This is a genomic window from Paenibacillus sp. J31R122, assembly GCF_056269185.1.
In genome coordinates this window covers 1-15,756 of record NZ_JBWDNM010000030.1, presented here as the reverse complement: position 1 = coordinate 15,756, position 15,756 = coordinate 1, and the positions used below count along the sequence as shown (strand labels likewise).

Sequence of the window (15,756 nt, the reverse complement as noted above, 5' to 3'; positions counted from 1 at the left end):
CGGGGAGCTTGCCTAAGTCGCAGCCATATAAATTCAGACGTTACAATGATAAAATGCTTGAAGAGCGGGGGAAGATGATTATTGGACAGCTGCCGGCGCCAGTGGATTCCGAGGCTGAACGTCTTCGGAGACATACTGAGCGAATTACTGATAACCGTATCCGGAACAATCTTAAGATCGAAACCCTGGAAAAGTGGATGGCCATACCGGAAGATCAACGGACCAGAAAAGCCGGATTATTTCGCAAGGAAGAGGACGTAAACAAACAGGATCGTTTCGTAGAAGGTATATTCGGGACCACTTCGAGAAAAAGTTGAATGATGAACTATAAGATTAAACTGATCAGATTGCATTTCTAATTTGGAGAAGAATATGCAATTTTATAAACGTTCATCAATCACTAATAAAATTGCAAAAGGATCCGCCGCGGCGAATCTTTTTTAGATTGCTTACGTAATCGACAGCTGCGAGCAACTGCAGCATCGCATTTTACTAACGTGCTCGCGGCTGTAATCGAACTGGAAAAGGGTACAAGATCGGGACGAGGCCTGATACCTTACAACGAACAATCAAACCGACAAAAACAATTAGAACCGATTTATAAATGCTACAATTGTCGGGTGACAAAAACATTGTAACATTAGAAGCCGCTGATTATGCGGCTTTTTATATTTATGTTATCAAGTTCTTGTCAAAACACAATGACTAGAACTTGATAACATTCCCGACTGATGACAAGAACATTGTTACATTCCCGATATGATGTCATCGACGTCGGCAAATAAAGATGATTAGACGACCATTTATTAAACTAACGGGCAGGATTGCTTAATATGGAGTGAGGAATTTTATGGTAAAATGAAATACGGAAAGGGGGAAAGGTATTGAATAAAAAACGAAAGTTAATATTTCTCTTTTCAATAGGATTAAACATAGTACTAATCGCATTTGTAGCTTGTGGATATTTAAAGATGAACTTTGTAAAAGAACAGGTATTCCTTACAGAAGTACAATATAATTTAGTAGAGTTGGAAGGGTTAATTGCAAATCAAATTAATGATAATTGGTCTGAACCCAACTTGGTAACAACCGAATTAGGAGATGTATTGAACGGAATTTGGCTCGGTATAACCACTGGCGAACAATTAGAGACTCTCTCCAAGAGTGATAAGGAAATTCTTAATGATTTGTATTATAAATTAAAGCAATATCCTAATGATGAATTATATAGCTTCGCTGATTTAACTGAAGAGGATAAAAAAAAATTTGAAGAATTGCGGGGAATCCTTCGTGATGCAGGGTTGGGATTGAATATTCAGTTTAGTGATAATATGAAATCTTTCATGAACCGAGCAGAGGAATTAAAAGAAAAAATCGAAGCTCCACTAAATTAGAATAACTATTTCTTATTCAACTAACGGAGAACGTTAGTTAAACACAAAATGGAGCAGTTGCAGACGGCAGCTGCTCCATTTATGATTACGCTAACTGGCAGGATAGTTTAAGTGAAACTTATTAAAATAATCTCCCGTCTAAGGATAAAAGGGAAATAAAAGGTATAAAAGTTGATAAAAAAACTGTTCACTGTTTTTCATCATTACTTTCTACATGTAGTACAGGTATAGAGCATGGGGTTATTCAATCCTGATACCATGTCTTTGGATGGTGTACTTTTAAGAGTAGTGAAAGTTGACATGAAATCTAATTATTATTATTTGGAGGTGGAACGACATTGCTGAAAATGATTTACATGCTTTGTTTCGCTGTAATTCTTGTTGGTTGTTCGATGGGGAAAGATGAATTAGAAAAGCTACCTCTAGAAGCTTCGCCGGAACCCACCAGGATAGTGACATCAATAACAAATGCCGGAGAGACGAATACACCTACAGCGACGACAAATAATCTAGCGCCTCAGTACATCGATGAAAGTAAATATGAAGGCGATGAATTAGGGATCGTCAAGACATTAAACAACATGGTGAAAGCCGTCTACGAGAAGGACTTTAATGCATATAATTCACTTATTACAGGAGGTATGAATCCGAGCAAAGGAGAGTTTGATTTTAAAAAGCACTTTTTAAGTATCGATAAATTAGACTTCACGGTGAAACCTGACCCTACACCTCCTGATGGTGCTAAACCTGTTGTGCTAGAATATACAGAGAAGGTCTATGATCACAAGGAAATAGAAAAAGACAAGCAACTGTTTGTATTTCAATTTGAAGGTGAGACCTGGAAATTACTTTATATAGCTGATTGGTGGTAGAGCAGACTACGCTTATGAGCAGATGGATGAACAATAGTGTTTCAATGAGTTAATCTTGCTTCTCTTATGCCTAAGGCACGAAGTATTAAAACAACTCCATTTCGCTAATTGGGAACTATAGTTCATTGAACAACTTAGATGAGGCTGCGGCTGTGATCGGCAGCTCCAATACGTTAACGGGCAGATTAGCTTAATTAATACAGGATTATTCTTACACATAACGAATATTGAGTATAGGTTTTAGTAAAGTGTTAGAGCGAGGAATAGATGATGATAAAAACCAATGAATTAATCATTTGAATAATGAAGGATACAGATTATGAGCTATTAACATCGTGGTTAAATAATAAGGATGTAATTGAATTTTATGGTGATGCAAATGACCCTTTAGATTTAGCTAGAGTCATTGAAAAATATGAACCTAGAGTTAAAGGACTTCATATAGTAAAGCCATGTATTGTGCAGTATGAAGATACTCCAATTGGATTTATGCAGTTTTATGAATTGGATCCAACTACATTAGAAGAATATGGATACCTGAATAATGAACATGTATTTGGGATGGATCAATTCATTGGAGAATCCAATTTACTTGGTAAAGGTATAGGAACAAAAATGGTTAAGACTTTAACTGAATATATACAAAAGGATTTAAATGGTTCCATTATTGTTATGGACCCACACATCTTAAATACCAGAGCAATAAGGTGTTATGAGAAGAGTGGTTTTATAAAAAAGATGGTAATTTTCGAGAATTATTGGTTGATGGAATGCAAGAAAAGTTAAGTTGATTATTAACCTAACGGGTAACGTTAGTTCAATGAAGGACTCTATACAAACGATGAAGGGGCTGCCGCGGCAGCTCTTTTTTACATCTTCACAAAATAGGGTGGTACAGATGTACTGCTGGGCGTTAAGCTAACGGGCAGTAGAGCGTGGAATAGAAGGGGGACTATAATAGTTAGAACTATTCTTGTGGAATTTCATGGTTATGCCCCATTTTCCATCTATTTTATGTACTCATTCATCGGTTGCTTAATAATTGGCGTACCGTGTTCATTAATTACAGACATGATTATCTTAAAAATGAAGGTAATAAAAACAATGCTGGGCATGCTCATGGGGTTAGCCTCACATCTAATATTTGCAGTGATTATTTTGTATTTGTTTTCTCTTATCGAATCAAAAGGCTTCCTTTTTCTTTTTAAGTACGCCAGTGTTTTTGTGTACTCAGTTTTTATTGCCGCAACAGGTTTATGGTTGATTGATACGATTTTTAAAAAAATTCAGTTTCCAAGATAAAAAGAGAGATACAACGAGCGTACGATCTAATACAGCTGTTACGCTAACGGGTAACGATAGTTGAATAACCCGTCAAGAGCTGCCGAATAACGGGAGAACAGCATTATTACAAAATTAGAGTATGTAGCCGTAAGATAAGAAAGGAGTGAAGATGATCTTGAGACGAAAGATAACATTTCTTGGTTTAATGCTGCTCATTTCCTTGATTTTGAACGGTTGCACCGAGACCGTCACTGACACCGTAACAGAAGAGAAAATAAATGTGATCGAGAATCCTGACCCATCGTTAAAGAAGGTAAAGGTAAGAACGGACGGAATGTTATCAGAAGTTGGTTATAGTCATCCGCATCCTTTTGGCCTAGGCAACGAAGTGTTAGTAGACTTTAAATACTAAGAGCAACATGACATTTCTCGCGGGGATATTGTAGTGTTCAAAACAAAAAACAAAAAAGATCAAGATACAGATATTGCAAGAGTCGTGGGGCTCCCTAGTGAAACGGTGAGCATTAAAAAGGGTCAAGTCTATATTGATGATAACAAACTGGACGCGTTTTATAGCGATGATTCTACCTTTGACAACAATGATTCATGGAACGCGGTATTGTTGAAAGAAAACGAATACTTTATCTTGGCGGATGTGCGTTCGAGAGGATCCAATGACAGTCAAACGGCGGGAGCTTTTTTAAAACAAGATGTCTTAGGAAAAGCCGTGGGATATGAAAAACAGTGAAATCTGATGGGTATGGATTTGGAACAGATGACGAAAAAAGTTCGATGAAAGAAGATTAAGGTTAGTGCATTGATTACGCTAACGGGCAGATTTGCTCAACCAAATGTAACTCCCTAATAACGGATTCGTATTAAAATTATCCAGATTTAACCTTGGGATGAGGAATTTCATGACTAAAGGTAAATTAATTTCTAATATAATGGTTGGGCTTTTATTTTCTGTTTTATGGATATTAATTGGAACTATTCTTTACATTAATTCGCTATCAATACTGTCAGGACTTTTAAACTCCAAAATTGAAATGAAATTCCTTCCATATTTCTTGTGGGGCATTCCCTTTATAGTAGTTGTATTTGGTGTGATGTTCATAAAAAAACTTGGTTATAAAATTTCTTTAATCTCATTCTTGGTTGGAACCATACTTTTTTCTTTAATAATTCCTGTCCTTTTTGAATAAGGCTACACTAGTTAACCCATTCCGCTAACGGGCAGTTTAGAGCAACAATATATGTTCCACTTTCGTTCAACCTATATGGAGGTGATATCCATGGCAAGGTTAGCGCTAGTACTTTTAGTTTTTAGTGTGTTATTAGTTGGTTGTGGAAATCCAGTTCGTTCATTTAAGGGACAGGTTAGAGAAATACGGGATAAAGCCTTTCTGGTCGGCTGCTCAGATGCTGCAAAAAAAGGAAAACAAGGAGATATTCTACTTATCGAATACCTTTGTAATGTTCAGTATACAGAAAAGACGATATTTCGAGATGTGAATGGTAAGCCTTTGAAGTCAGATGACATTTCACAAAGTTCAACCGTTAACATTATCTTAGAGAAACCAGTGGACATCAGAAAAAGCATTGAGAAAAATCTGCCTGGCGTTCTCACAGCAAAAAAAATTGTAATGTTAGAAGAAAGCTCAGAGTGAAGGTTAAGTTAACGGGTGACTATAGTTGAGTGATAGAAATTGATGAGCAGGTGCTACGGTAGCCTGCTCATTTCATTAAACTAACGGGCAGTATACTTAAAAAATTGTGTTCTAACTATAGCTTAGTTAATGGTAAAATTAGACAATGCGAAAAGAAGGGGAGTAAATTATTTTGCAGAAGCTAAATCTCATCGGTTTGATACTTATTATTGCTGCAATGCTGTGTGCATGCTCAAAGGATGTATCCAACCAACCGGAAACAGCAATAACAAAACAAGTTGAAGGAACTGCTTTGCACGTGGAGCCAATCGATTTATTTGCCGGAGAGGCACGGAAGTTTCAACCTTTTCTTGGCACGATGTCGGGTGCAGTGAAATTGAAGTACGGCGGAAACAAAAATGATATTTCTGCTAAAATTGAACTTTGGGAAAACGGAACGAAAACGAAGATATACAGTTCCATTGGCACCTCAATGCAGGATTCACAAGATAAGACAAAGGACTATGAAGGCGAATTTATTGCATCGATTAAGACAGTTTCAATTGAAGGCAGTAAACCACTGTATGAGATCACAACAGCTTTTGCGAATAAAAACGGTACGGCATCAAGTATTACATACATCGATCGTGATATTAGAAATACAGGAAGCAATACTCTCCAACTAAATAAAAACTTGGATGTCTCAGAAAATGACGAGGTTGCCGTATGGGGGATGCAGGCCACAGATAAGAATGAGTGGGAAACCATTGATTTAACTCCGGAGCGATTGAAAAACGCAAAATGGGCTTTGATATTTAAGTTATCTTTAAACTGACAAATCATGGTTTATTACGCTAACGGGATACGATAGCTCAATAAGCACGAAGAAACGGCAGCCGGTGAAGTGGCTGTCGTTTTCTCAACTAACGAGCAATTATCCTCAAAAATACTCTGCTCTTGAAAGCATGGGAATGGTACAATATTCCAGACATTACATAGTGGGGTGTGATAAGGTTGGAAAAAATACGACTTCGTGCTTGTGCATTCCCCATACGGCCTGTTACGAATATTTGTTGTACTCCTTCCAAATATTTCATGGCATGGTTACTGATACCTCTGTTAAGATCGAAATATTCCATTCAGAGGAGAGTACATACCAAATGAACAGCAACACTAACGCAAAAAAAGCAGTATTGGCGGTGGTTATTGCATCGTCTGTCTTAGCTGGCTGCTCTAGCAATTCAACGTCTGAAGCAACTTCCGTTCCTTCTACTACACCGACTGCAACCACAACACCAGTTGCAACACCAGAACCAACATCTACTCCAACATCTACTCCAACAGCAACACCAGAGCCTGAACCGATTGTAATTTTGCAGGAGGATTTCGATAAGGCGAACAAGATCGATCCTGATTATCAATCCTATAAAGATGGGAAGTTCGAGTTAAGAGATGGAACAATCGTAAATGCCGACTATATGAGCTATGCCGGGGGTTCCTTCTATGATTACGCCACCGCCATCTTCTATGAAGGAAAAATGGTTGCTATCCAATCCGAAGGCGAATCGATTACAATTGATAGCATTGTCAAAGGATTGGGGATTGGTTCGTTACCAGACGATGCGAAAATAAAGGAAAACGGGACTGTAATCGATATAGCTTTAGACCCAAAGTTTAGCGATGGGAATATCTCAAGATTTCCATTTGAGTGGGACAAATAACACAGGCTGCCTTTCATCGGGCGGCTCTTTTTTTATGCTCAAAGTGCCTACGCCGAGAAGTCCCGTACGGTACTTTTGTACGGATGTACTGCTGGGCGTTAAGCTAACGGGCAGGTTACAACTAATGATTTATATAAAATACATAAAGAGAACATGTCGTTTAATTGAAACCTAATTAACTTACAGTTTTGTATGAACAACAAATTATGAGGTAGTGAATCTTTAAGCAAATGTCCATTTTGTCGTGTAAAATAAGATCCATATGAACAAATTTGGGGAGGTAACAAATAATGAAAAAAATAGAACCGTATAAGGGGATTGCGGGTATTTACGAAGAAATAAGACCATCTTATCCGGAACAATTAATTCAAGACGTGATCTCAAAATCGGATTTGAAATTTAACAGTAGATTACTTGAAATTGGTGCAGGTACTGGAAAGGCTACAATTCAATTTGCAAATAAAGGCTTAATCGTTCATGCAATAGAAATAGGAGAAGATATGGCCGAAATACTAAAAGATAAATGTGCCGACTATCCCAATGTTACATTGGATGTCGTACCTTTTGAACAATGGAATTACCCTATCGATCAAAAATATGAGATGATTTATTCTGCTCAGGCCTTTCACTGGATAGATAAAAATATTAAATATAAAAAATGCCATGAACTCCTAAAAGATAATGGTTATCTTGTTTTGTTTTGGTATGCTCCATGTGATGATAAATTATCTGCAACTAAAGAGATGGAAAAAAAAGTTAATGGTATTGTTGAAAAATATACATCTAATTATTTTACTGCCAAGGGTGCCCCCGAAAGACGTGCACATGATGGAATATCAAGCAATGACGAAAGGAAAACAGAGCTCGAATCATCTGGCTTATTTGATTTAATTGAAAAAGTAGAATACACATATGAAGTGAGTAATAATCCGAGTCAGTATTTAATGGTAAAGAAATCAATTCCAGAGATCGCCTCTATTCTTGATGGTTTAGATAGTAACATAATTGAAATGATGGATAATGAAATTGAAGAAGTTATAAATAGTTACGGAGGATATGTTAGAGGACTATTTAAATTTACTTTGTACTTAGCTAAAAAGAAATGAGCAGATTCCAGCCCAATCATCTGCGAGGGCAGTTGGAGAGGAGACGGCTTATCCAGGCGCGTTACATTAACGGCGAGCAATGGTTGAGTAGTAGTGACCACAGCCGCAGTTGAGTCGTTTCGCGCCCATTTTTCATTCAACTAACGGGACACGATAGTTGAACAAATAAGGGGCAGTTTGCTTCGGCAGTTGCTCCCTTTCTTTGTTAAGCTAACTGGCAGGATAACGCAACCTCGTTAGATTGGTGTAACGAAAATAACCTACGCACATTTGTAATGATCTCAGTTATCTGATTTACTTGACCTTCCTTTGGTCAAGAAAAGAGCCTTAGATTGCACCATTCGTTGGGAGCCAAACGATGAATGTCGTCCCTTCGTTCTCCCTGGACAACACTTCAATATTGCCGGCATGTTCATCAATGATCCATTTTGCAATGGAGAGCCCAAGTCCATACCCAGAAGTCTTCCCTCGTGAAATATCCGCTCTGTAAAAGCGTTCAAAAATCTGGGAGAGCTCATTCGAATTCATGCCTATTCCCGTATCTGAAATGCGGATTCCAGCATAGCCATCCTTCTGCAGACCACTTAATTCGACGTAGCCAGATGACGTGTATTTGAAGGCATTCTCGATCAGAATGAGCAGAAGCTGCTGCAAATAATCTGAATCTCCTTGGATGTAAACCTGTAAGAGCTCATCGATGTGCTTCACTCTCCATTCGACCGTACGAGGGAGCAGATTCGCTTTCCGAACGGCTTCGTTTACAATCGGATGAATAGCAACACTCTTTTTCACCATGATGGTACCGTAATCGCCTCTAGCCAAGGTCAGTAAATCGGTGATGAGACGGGTCATCCGCTCCGCTTCTGCTGTTATATCGTTAATCGCCTCCAGGGACAAGTCCAAATGATGCGGCTCCAAGGGCTGGTGCGGATTTCTGGTGAAGGTGCTCCAAAGCTTTTTTAAAAAATCACCGTTGCCACGGATTGTCGTCAGCGGCGTGCGAAGCTCATGAGACGCATCGCCAACGAACTGTGCGTCGTAGGCTTCGTTTAGGTTCTGATAAGCCTCCTGCAGCCGGACGAGCATGCTATTGAGCGTATCTGTTAGAAGCCCAATTTCGTCGTTGGGCCTACCTCTTGGGATCCGCTTTATCAGATCGTCCCCGCTCTCAATTTGATTGGAGGCAAGGATGACATTGTGCAGTGGCTTCAGTGATCGTTTGGATACAATTAAGCCCAATAGGAAGGCGATGGCCAGCACGCTGATCGACGATAACGCCAGTATCCATTGAAGGTTATGGAGAATTTTTGCTTCCTTGCCGGTATAAATTCCAACCTGCAGAAGCCCGACTATGCTGCGGTCCTGAAGCACGATCGGAATGTTGAGAATGGTGAATGGATCTCCATTTATATTGATGTTGCTGTAATTGAGTTTGAGCTCTGGACTTGGATCGGGATAGTGAAGCGTGATGCCAGCTTCGACGAGGTTTCTAGAGTAGCGAACCTTCTGATGGATATAGTCTACGACTTGGATGATGACTTGATTATTGGCAATGTTGGGTGAGATATCGATTTTTAGGCTGTTCCAGAAATCGACCGATGGGGCGATATGAATGCCCTTTAGAGTGTTTTGGATGGTGGATTTAATGTCTTGATTCGTTTTGTAATAGATGTAGCTGTAAAATGCAGTGCTAAGAATAATCAGATCCAATGTGATGAGACACATATACCAAAGAGTGATTCGCAAACGGATAGTCAAAAGATCTCCTCCTAAAGTAGGGCGGACTGAATATCCTGATTTTGGTTTAGTTTCCTTAAAGCGAGATGAAATTTAGTTGAAAGGAAGCTAAAATTTGGATGAATTGATCTGAAGTGAAGCCTTGAATGTGACGAATTGAGGTCAATGATATAGAGTTCTAATACAAACGACTAGTGCGTTAAGTTAGCGGATACTATAGCTTATCAATTACCAGGACAAGGTCGCTGGCATGAAACGGCAGCCTCATTAAACTAACGGAGAACGTTAGTTCAATATCGAAAAGGGCTGCCGCGTGGCAGTCCTTCGTTGCGCTAACGGGCAGTTTAGCTTAATGACTGATTCAGTTTTGTCCCATAACGTAAATATCCTTATTGTGGTAATGTGGTTCTGAGATATTGGTATGGAATAATTTGTTTTTTTATAATATTGGCTATGTTAAATTCTAATGTTGATATTTGACCATAAGAAAACCGCCTTGGTGATAAGGCGGTTCATTGAGCTATCGTCCATATAATTAAATAAATTAGATGTCTTTTTTTATTGAGTGTCTTCGTCGCTTTTGTACTCCAAAATATCATCTGGGTGTCAATCCAAAGTTTTAAATTTCCGTTATGCATTTATTTTTTCACTTTATATCTGGGGCATTTTTTAATGGTTTTTGAAGTGCGTCCACAATGGCTGCGATGATACTTGTTGCTAAAATACCCATTAGACATAATGATGTAGGACCCGCCGCATCATCACTATCTGTAACTTGAGCAAGGACCCTTAAGCTTACTATTGCTAACAAAATGAGGAAAATGACTGTAAAAGCACATTTCTTTATAATCTTCAATGATTTAAGGGATAATTCAGAGAAAGCATTGTTCTTTTCGATGTAGGTTAATAGTTTATATGCTTGAGACAACGCAACAGAAAAAGCAATACAGAATCCGTATGCACATACTAAAAAGGGGATTAGGAAGTAAGCCGTATCTGGATGTACTCTTGCATCTCTAACGGCTATCTCAGGCAACCAGATACACAAAGCAAGCACTGCGATTCCAACCAGAAAAATAATTACCTTTAAGAAAGTGGTTGAACCTCGTTTAACATTCATTTAAAACACCTCGCTTATTTAATAACAACATGATTTTAGCATATGATTTGTCGTAATACAATAAATATGCATTGTTTTTTATTATATTATTATTGTTATTTGAAATTTCCTTTTAATTATTACAAAAATAAAAAGCATTTCTCATTATAGTTAGTTCGCATGTATCAAATATCAACATCAAAGTTTAACATAGCCAAAATATAAAAGGATTTGGAGGTTTTGTAATTTATGAAATTTGGCGGAATTGAAGAATCTTACTCCTCCTTATATTTGGAATGTTATAAACTATACACTTGTTATCGGTATAATTCTCTGTATTGCTGGACTTGTATTGTTCGGGTTTTATTTATTTAATAAAAATAAAACAGTTGATTCAACTAACGGGGAACGATAGTTCAATAAACACGAAGAAACGGCAGCTGGTGAAGTGACTGTCGTTTTCTCAACTAAGCGTGCCCAGAAGCACGCATCTTCTAGCCGGTGAAAGTCCGGTCGCGGGAGGGGCCAAGCCCCCGCGTAGCTAGGATACTTACGTATGGCGAAATCTGTACGTAAAAGCGTATCGACGAAAGTACCTGTCAGTGACAGGGCGAGCAACCAGCCAGGCCGTAACATGAAGTGAATCCTGCCGCATCGTCAGAAAAGCCTCGCGAGAGGGAAAAGAGGACGCCGAATCCCGTTAGTTTGGATGAAGGCCAAGGAAGCTGTTTTGAACTTGGAGCGACAGCGAAGAATCCTCCGGTGTAGAGGGAGCGGCATGGCGGGAATGAGGATGCAGTGAACTGGGGAGACCCTCCCCTGCACGTGTTTTTTTTTTCGCAGACCCGTAAAGAAACGATCTATAAGCTCAAAAGGTGAAGTGATCCGTTTGCAGGAAGGGAGTCCGAGGGGCTCATAGTACTGAGGAACTGCAGGACAACACAACCTGCAGGAGGGAAGGAGCCCTGCTTTGTTCATGTTTCTTAAGGAGGTACGAGTCAGTGAATGCCCAAGGGCTAACAACACCAAAGGAAAACGTTCAACAACTCCAAGAGAAGCTAGGTCATGCGGCCAAGGAAAACAAGAAGCGAAGATTCCATGCTTTGTATGACAAGGTATACAGAAGGGATATTTTATGGGAAGCGTGGCGACGAGTCCGTGCAAACGGAGGAGCAGCTGGTGTGGATGAACAAACCCTTGCAGATATTGAAAAGCAAGGTGAGTTTCAATTCATTGAAGAGTGTCACCGCGGGCTAAAGGAAGGAAATTACCATCCTTCACCTGTACGACGAAGTACATCCCTGAGAAGGATGGAAAACAAAGGCCTCTCGGCATCCCAACCGTTCGTGACCGAGTCGTGCAAATGGCAACTAAGCTTGTCATTGAGCCAATCTTTGAAGTGGATTTTCAAGAAACCTCGATCGGTTTCCGCCCGAAACGAGGTGCCAAACAAGCGTTGGAAAGAATCCGTAAAGCATGTAACCGCAAAGGGAATTGGGTGGTCGACGTCGACATCCAAGGCTACTTCGACAACATCAACCAAGAGAAGCTAATGAAGCTGATTGCTATGCGAATCAGTGATCGGCGAATCCTGAAGTTGATTAGGAAGTGGCTTGGTGCAGGAGTCATGGAAGAAGGAAGCATCCGGCGCTCGGATTTAGGCACACCGCAAGGCGGAGTTATATCGCCGTTATTAGCGAACATCTATTTGAACTACTTCGACCTGTTATGGGAACGCCATGGGAAACAATTTGGAGAATTAACGCGCTACGCTGATGATTTCGTGGTGGTGTGCAAGACGAGAAAAGATGCGATCCGATCGTATGAACTCATCCAAACGATCATGGAAAGATTAGAGCTGACACTACATCCAACGAAAACCCGAATTGTGGGTCTATGGACAGGCGAAGAAGGCTTCGACTTTCTGGGGATGCATCACCGCAAGACCAAAGCGGAAACGTCTAAAGCACGTGTTTATTACACCACACAGCAATGGCTAACCGTTAAAGCAGAAGCGCGGATTCGCGAAGTGGTAAAGGAGCGACTAGCCCCTCCGAGCATGCGGAAGCGCGCACTCCAAGAACATGTTGCATGGCTAAACCCCAAGATCCAAGGCTGGCGAAATTATTACTACACGGCTTACAGCCAACGGAAATTAGCTAAGTTGGATTGGTACATTTTACAGCGGTTCACAAGATGGTATACGAAGAAACGGCAACGAGCGAGATGGATGGGGTCCTTTCAGGAGGTAAAGCATTTGGCAAAACTGCATGGATTGAAAACGCTCTTGTAATCTGCATGCCCATGAAAGACGAACATCGGAAAGCCGTATGAGGGAAAACCTCACGTACGGTTTGATGAGGAGGGGCTGGGAAACCTGCCCTTTACTCTAGCGGGCAGTTATGCTCAATACAGAAAGTGTAATAAATGTTAAACTTATAGAGTTGGGAGGGCTTTATGGAATTATTTACGAAGTTTGTGATGAAAATAAGATTAAAACATTGGATTATGATTATAGTGCTGATTACAGTGCTTATTCCAATTACCGTTAGCTATCTTGGTTATTTAAAATACAATGTAAGTAATAAATATTATAATGAATTTAGAGAAAGATTGTTCTCAACAATTTATCAAAAGAAAGCCTTTACTATGGATGAAGTTACTAGTTTTGAGTGGGACAAGATGTTCGTATTCGAACCATATTTATCTAGGGACTTTATGGAGAGTGTAACTGGAAGTGAGTGGACAAATGCGAATTCATATTTAGGATATCTATATCAAAGATCAAGCATAGATGAGTTTCCACTTCTAGATGAGACTTATCATAAGTTGGTATTTATTAATAATGAGAAAGTTGTCTTAGATATTACTTTGGAACGATATAACATAGATTTCTTACAGATGAAAGAACTAGTTAACAATGATAGAACTAAGCTTAGTGTTAAAAAAGAAGAAAAAAATAAATACATTATTGAAATAAGTGAATGAATAAAGTAAAAGGAATAGAAACCGTAGTTCTCATGGAGCATGTAGTCAAACTTCAAATGCAGGATATTTTCAATGACTTCCTTTACGTCCGTAGTCGGGCGGCATTACGCTAACGGGCAGTTATATTCAACAGATCTTTATTATAAAACTAGAAAAAAGAAAGATGATTTTTTCCCTTCTCACAAAAATATACAAAACCTATAATAAGTATTAAGAATGGAAATTTGAATTGGAGGAGCGGACCATGTTACCTGCTTTAGTTGAAAAAACGATGAATCAGTTGTGTAGTTCTTTAAGCGTCCGTACTTCGAACATTGAATCAGTTTATCTTTATGGCTCGATTGCGTTAAAGGACTATATTGAGGGTTCAAGTGATATCGACTTTCTAGCAGTTGTTCGAAAACCACTTACTCAGTCTGATATCCAAGCAATTTTGACGTCACATGAAGAGTTAGAGGTTGAGTTTCCGAACACTGATATTATGGGTGCTTACATACTCCTCGATGACCTAGGGAATAAGCAAATTGAATCTAATTCCTTACTGACTTACTACAATAAACAAATACATACTAATGGTTGGGGAGCAGATATTAATCCGATTACTTGGTGGATATTAAAAAAACACGGTATTAAGATTTATGGCTCCGAGTTAAAGTTTAATTACGATTTAGAAATTGATGCTCTGCTCGAATATGTAATTAGCAATCTAAATAGCTATTGGGTTAATTGGATAGATCGATTAGAGAAACAATTATCGATTGGCAATTTATCGGAACAAGAAATTAATATTGAGCAACTTGATGAAGCAGTCGAGTGGTGTACTCTTGGAATGTTGCGACAATTGTATACGTTAAAAGAGCATGATATAACGAGCAAAATTGGATCTGGAATATACGGAATTAATAAATTGCCGAAAAAGTGGCACGGACTGATTCATGAAGCAATAGCGATAAAGCAACTCAAACCCAAACGTTATTATAAATTACAAATAGAAAGATTGAATGACCTAGTAGCATTTCTTAAATATATTCATTTAGAAGCTAATCGTGTATCGAACCATACTAATGATTCGCTAAACTAACGGATAACGATAGTTCATGACAAGGCTGCCAGTTCGATTGACAGTCTTGTTGCGCTAACGGGCAGTTATGCTATATGCAGACTTTTGATTTAGAATAACTTAGACGATCTAAGGAGAAAAGTTGTATTGTAACCCATCGGTTATTTATTCGTTATGCCGCCTGTCTTTACCTATCGGTTAAGTCAACTATGCAGAGGAGAAGGTCTTATGAGTCCATTAAAATCGTTAGTGCTGCTCGTTTTTTTCTTGATCGAATTGGGATCTCTGGCTTCATTCGGGTATTGGGGCTTTCATGCGGCCGACGGGCATCTTGTCCGTATCGGTCTTGGTATAGGGACGCCGTTGCTAGTCGCCGTCTTCTGGGCCGTCGTTCTCTCTCCCAAAGCGCAAATACCTGTTAATCCCCCGCTGCGCCTGACCCTCCAGTTGATTGTCTTCACCGGTGCGTCATGGGCACTTTATGCGGCGGGACAATCGGCGCTTGCAGTCATATTGCTTGCTGTGGCGTTGATAACGATGATCCTCACTGTACTATTAAAGACGTACCAGGCCTAATCGGCTTTGGCCATTTAATGAGGCAAACCGTGAGACCTGACCAATCAATAATGTCTTCACACGAACAAGACTATCTGTATGGTAGTAACGTTACTCTAACGGGAAACGATAGTTTCATAATACAGATTGATGAGCAGGTGCTTCGGTTTCCTGCTCTTTTTATTAAGCGCGTGCCCAGAAGCACGCATCTTCTAGCCGGTGAAAGTCCGGTCATGGGAGGGGCCAAGCCCCCATGTAGCTAGGATGCCTGCGTACGGTGAAAGCTTTGCG

Annotated in this window: 19 protein-coding genes; 16 read left to right on the top strand and 3 right to left on the bottom strand. The window is 39.5% G+C overall.

The features are described 5' to 3' along the window. The first annotated feature begins 8 nt into the window (after positions 1–8). The 11 genes from AC0YN7_RS29025 (at position 9) to AC0YN7_RS28975 (ending at position 8,026) form a co-directional block, all read left to right on the top strand. The gene (locus AC0YN7_RS29025) at positions 9–317 is read left to right on the top strand and encodes a hypothetical protein (RefSeq protein ID WP_475813491.1); all 309 of its coding nucleotides are present in this window, start codon (positions 9–11) and stop codon (positions 315–317) included. Between the two features lie 567 nt (positions 318–884). Beyond that, a complete protein-coding gene (locus AC0YN7_RS29020) occupies positions 885–1,394 on the top strand; it encodes a hypothetical protein (protein WP_475813490.1) in 510 nt (169 codons plus the stop codon). A gap of 338 nt (positions 1,395–1,732) precedes the next feature. Beyond that, positions 1,733–2,266 carry a hypothetical protein gene (locus AC0YN7_RS29015; RefSeq protein ID WP_475813489.1) on the top strand — a complete coding sequence of 178 codons (534 nt, stop codon included), beginning with the start codon at positions 1,733–1,735 and terminating at the stop codon, positions 2,264–2,266. A 303-nt stretch (positions 2,267–2,569) separates the two neighbouring features. Further along, positions 2,570–3,052 carry a GNAT family N-acetyltransferase gene (locus AC0YN7_RS29010; protein ID WP_475813488.1) on the top strand — a complete coding sequence of 161 codons (483 nt, stop codon included), beginning with the start codon at positions 2,570–2,572 and terminating at the stop codon, positions 3,050–3,052. A 673-nt stretch (positions 3,053–3,725) separates the two neighbouring features. Continuing rightward, the gene (locus AC0YN7_RS29005; protein ID WP_475813487.1) at positions 3,726–3,962 is read left to right on the top strand and encodes a hypothetical protein; all 237 of its coding nucleotides are present in this window, start codon (positions 3,726–3,728) and stop codon (positions 3,960–3,962) included. 12 nt (positions 3,963–3,974) lie between these two features. Next, a complete protein-coding gene (gene lepB, locus AC0YN7_RS29000; protein WP_475813513.1) occupies positions 3,975–4,298 on the top strand; it encodes a signal peptidase I in 324 nt (107 codons plus the stop codon). Positions 4,299–4,467: 169 nt separating this feature from the next. Then, the gene (locus tag AC0YN7_RS28995; protein WP_475813486.1) at positions 4,468–4,755 is read left to right on the top strand and encodes a hypothetical protein; all 288 of its coding nucleotides are present in this window, start codon (positions 4,468–4,470) and stop codon (positions 4,753–4,755) included. Between the two features lie 90 nt (positions 4,756–4,845). After that, positions 4,846–5,220, top strand: coding sequence for a hypothetical protein (locus AC0YN7_RS28990; RefSeq protein ID WP_475813485.1), 375 nt, complete (start codon positions 4,846–4,848; stop codon positions 5,218–5,220). A 172-nt stretch (positions 5,221–5,392) separates the two neighbouring features. After that, complete coding sequence (locus AC0YN7_RS28985; RefSeq protein WP_475813484.1) at positions 5,393–6,034, top strand: hypothetical protein; 642 nt, start codon at positions 5,393–5,395, stop codon at positions 6,032–6,034. Between the two features lie 325 nt (positions 6,035–6,359). Then, positions 6,360–6,920: a hypothetical protein gene (locus AC0YN7_RS28980; RefSeq protein ID WP_475813483.1), complete on the top strand. Its 561-nt coding sequence runs from the start codon at positions 6,360–6,362 to the stop codon at positions 6,918–6,920. 290 nt (positions 6,921–7,210) lie between these two features. Then, positions 7,211–8,026, top strand: a complete 816-nt coding sequence (locus AC0YN7_RS28975; RefSeq protein ID WP_475813482.1) for a class I SAM-dependent methyltransferase — start codon at positions 7,211–7,213, stop codon at positions 8,024–8,026. Positions 8,027–8,353: 327 nt separating this feature from the next. Here AC0YN7_RS28975 and AC0YN7_RS28970 read toward each other — a convergent pair whose 3' ends face one another. The 3 genes from AC0YN7_RS28970 to AC0YN7_RS28960 form a co-directional block, all read right to left on the bottom strand. Beyond that, positions 8,354–9,784 (bottom strand): sensor histidine kinase, encoded by a 1,431-nt coding sequence (locus tag AC0YN7_RS28970; RefSeq protein ID WP_475813481.1) that lies wholly within the window; start codon positions 9,782–9,784, stop codon positions 8,354–8,356. 625 nt (positions 9,785–10,409) lie between these two features. Beyond that, positions 10,410–10,883 (bottom strand): DUF2975 domain-containing protein, encoded by a 474-nt coding sequence (locus AC0YN7_RS28965; RefSeq protein ID WP_475813480.1) that lies wholly within the window; start codon positions 10,881–10,883, stop codon positions 10,410–10,412. A gap of 342 nt (positions 10,884–11,225) precedes the next feature. Continuing rightward, positions 11,226–11,498 carry a hypothetical protein gene (locus tag AC0YN7_RS28960; RefSeq protein WP_475813479.1) on the bottom strand — a complete coding sequence of 91 codons (273 nt, stop codon included), beginning with the start codon at positions 11,496–11,498 and terminating at the stop codon, positions 11,226–11,228. A 429-nt stretch (positions 11,499–11,927) separates the two neighbouring features. Between AC0YN7_RS28960 and AC0YN7_RS28955 the strand changes: the two genes are divergently transcribed. From AC0YN7_RS28955 to AC0YN7_RS28935, 5 genes are all read left to right on the top strand, one after another. Next, on the top strand, positions 11,928–12,119 hold the full coding sequence (locus AC0YN7_RS28955) for a hypothetical protein (protein ID WP_475813478.1): 192 nt from the start codon (positions 11,928–11,930) through the stop codon (positions 12,117–12,119). Next, positions 12,103–13,155, top strand: coding sequence for a group II intron reverse transcriptase/maturase (ltrA, locus tag AC0YN7_RS28950; protein WP_475813477.1), 1,053 nt, complete (start codon positions 12,103–12,105; stop codon positions 13,153–13,155). Before AC0YN7_RS28955 ends, ltrA begins: the two co-directional genes overlap by 17 nt. A gap of 164 nt (positions 13,156–13,319) precedes the next feature. Further along, positions 13,320–13,850 carry a hypothetical protein gene (locus AC0YN7_RS28945; RefSeq protein WP_475813514.1) on the top strand — a complete coding sequence of 177 codons (531 nt, stop codon included), beginning with the start codon at positions 13,320–13,322 and terminating at the stop codon, positions 13,848–13,850. A gap of 244 nt (positions 13,851–14,094) precedes the next feature. Further along, entirely contained in the window at positions 14,095–14,931 is an 837-nt protein-coding gene (locus AC0YN7_RS28940; RefSeq protein WP_475813476.1) for a nucleotidyltransferase domain-containing protein, read from the top strand. Positions 14,932–15,138: 207 nt separating this feature from the next. Then, the gene (locus AC0YN7_RS28935) at positions 15,139–15,486 is read left to right on the top strand and encodes a YrdB family protein (RefSeq protein WP_475813475.1); all 348 of its coding nucleotides are present in this window, start codon (positions 15,139–15,141) and stop codon (positions 15,484–15,486) included. Positions 15,487–15,756 lie beyond the last annotated feature (270 nt).